The 219-nt window shown below is 66.7% G+C and carries 1 pseudogene; it reads right to left on the reverse strand.

Going from position 1 to position 219, the window contains the following annotated elements:
• Nucleotides 1-219, reverse strand: a pseudogene (locus tag AC5P1C_RS44045) (2-oxoacid:ferredoxin oxidoreductase subunit beta); the annotation flags it as partial.

The raw sequence follows: 219 nt of genomic DNA on the forward strand, positions 1-219 counted from the left end.
CATGAGGGTGTCGTAGACGGGGCGTTCGATGTCGCGGAAGACGCCGATGGGGGTGTGGTGCAGGGTGTCGGGGTCGGCCAGGCGGGAGAGGGCAAAGGCCTGGGTGGGTGAGGTGGAGTGCGCGTCGTGGATGAGGATGTGAGACTCGGTCTCAGGTGTGACCGGGACAACTTTGAGATCGCCGGTGGCCGCGTCGCGCACGACACCCTTGCTGGCGTC

Source organism: Streptomyces sp. A18, from assembly GCF_059026065.1.